The organism is Nonomuraea sp. LPB2021202275-12-8, assembly GCF_037044575.1.
Lineage (GTDB): Bacteria > Actinomycetota > Actinomycetes > Streptosporangiales > Streptosporangiaceae > Nonomuraea.
Genome location: NZ_JBAHWD010000105.1, coordinates 1 through 1918 on the forward strand (window position 1 = coordinate 1; position 1918 = coordinate 1918).

Sequence of the window (1918 nt, forward strand, 5' to 3'; positions counted from 1 at the left end):
ACAGGGGGCACTCTCGATCACCATCGCAAGATGGGCAGGGACCTGCGGAGACGCAGGTCCTTCTGCGTTCGGGGTGTACAACCCGCTGCCACCGATGGCAAGCATGTGCCCGTGATCACGCGAATGCCGACCCCGGATGAGCGGCGGAAATGGGCCTAAGGCGATCGTGGGCGCCTCGACTGAGACATCGCTGGGACGTTCTCAGCTCTTGTCGTCCGCCGTCCTCTGCCCGCCCGTGCCAGCCGGTACCTTCACCCCCTCAGGCACATCTCTTTCACGGAGCCGTTGTCGGGGCCGGCTCCGGCCTGGTGGCTGCGTACGTGTCGACGAGCGCGAACAGCATCGCGGTGACGGGGATGGACAGCAGGGCGCCGACCGGGCCGAACAGCGCCGCACCCAGGAGCACGGTGGTGAAGGAGACGGCTGGATGGAGGTCGACCGATCGCGCGCTGATGCGCGGTTCCAGTGTCAGGTTTTCGACCTGCTGATACAAGATCGCCCAGGTAAGTGCCAGGACCCCTGTCCAGGGCTGCGATGAGGCCAGCCCCACCAGGGCGGGCAGCGCGATGGAGATGTAGGTGCCGATCGTGGGCACGAACTGGGCGACCACTCCCGTCCACACACCGAGCGCCAGCCACGACGGCATGCCGATCAGCAGGAACACCACGGCCGACAGACATCCGTTGATGGTGGCCAGGATGAGTCGGGCCGAGACGTACCCGCCGGTCTTCTCGATCGACAGATCCCAGACGCGGCCGAAGACCCGCTGCGGCCGGTGTGGCAGCAGGCGGGTGATCCAGTGGCGCAGGCGGGGGCCGTCAGCCGAAAGGTAGAAGGCCAGCAGCAGGATGGTGACCAGGTTGAACACCGCTTTCGTCACCGTTCCCAGCAGGCTCAGCACGCCGCCGAGCACGCCTTGGGCGTATTCGGCGGCCTGTTGCGGGGTGAGCTGGATGGAGGCGAGGATGTCATCCACCTCGTACTTGGTGCCGAACCGGGTGTTGACCCAGGACGTCACGCTCTCGGCGACGGCGGGCAGGTGGCGCAGGAGCTGCGCCACCTGCTCCAGGAACAGGTTGCCGAACAGCGCGAGGAAGATGGCCGCCGCCAAGATGAGCGCCGCCATCATCACCAAGGTGGCCCTGGCCCTCGGCATCCACCTGGACAGCCTGCGCACCGGCGGCTCCATCGCCAGGGACACGAACCAGGCCAGCACCAGCAGAAGGACCAGCCAGCCCGCGTCGGTCAGCACGAAGTGCAAGAAGAACGCCGCCCCGACGACGACCGCCAGCGCGAGCCCGGCCCGGGCCACGTTCGCGGGCGCCAGCAGCACCCGGACCGATCGGGGCGGCTCGGCAGCGCGCCGTCCTCCTCGCGCCACACCCGGCTTGATCATTGCCTCCTCCTGAACGGCTCATCCGTGAGATCGCCACCGGCGATCACGCCGCTGTCCAGCCTTTCAGGCAGTTTGGAACGAGGGCTGCGGGCAGCGGATGCGGTGCGGTCAGCGGTCAGCAAGGACGGGTAAACCCTCACAAGGTCGCGCCTGCACGACCTGCGCGGATCGTGCTCCCTCGCGTTGTCTCGACCACGATCGGTACCCATCCGGGATCTGTCCGCTCGGAGCGCTGAGCAGGCCGGGAGTGCCGGTAGATCACCCGGCGTCCGCGCATGAATGTGAAGCTCGGGGCGTCGGCAATCCACGAGTTCGGCACGCTGGAAACCCAGTCGGCGCTTTGGCCGCTCTGTCTTACCGTCGTCAGAGCGGTGCCCGTGATCGGCGTGGCCGGCGGCGCTTCTCATCGCTCCGGTCGGGGTGGTTGTCGAGTCCGTCAGCACTCGGCTTCGGTGATGACCGCCGACAGGATGAGCATCGTCCAGAACGCCGACTGCTTCGCCCCGGTGTCCCCCCGAGGAG

The 1918-nt window shown here is 67.5% G+C and carries 2 protein-coding genes; one reads left to right on the forward strand and one right to left on the reverse strand.

Going from position 1 to position 1918, the window contains the following annotated elements; all coding sequences use genetic code 11:
* Nucleotides 1-274: 274 nt before the first annotated feature.
* Nucleotides 275-1396: an AI-2E family transporter gene (locus V5E28_RS48855; protein WP_336217165.1), complete on the reverse strand. Its 1122-nt coding sequence runs from the start codon at nt 1394-1396 to the stop codon at nt 275-277.
* Between the two features lie 275 nt (nt 1397-1671).
* Here V5E28_RS48855 and V5E28_RS48860 point away from each other — a divergent pair.
* The coding region (locus V5E28_RS48860) for a hypothetical protein (RefSeq protein ID WP_336217166.1) at nt 1672-1918 on the forward strand (247 nt) is incomplete at its 3' end.

Coding starts and splice junctions, on each gene's coding strand:
- V5E28_RS48855 (WP_336217165.1), bottom strand. CDS start 1,396: ATGATCAAGCCGGGTGTGGCGCGAGGAGGACGGCGCGCTGCCGAGCCG.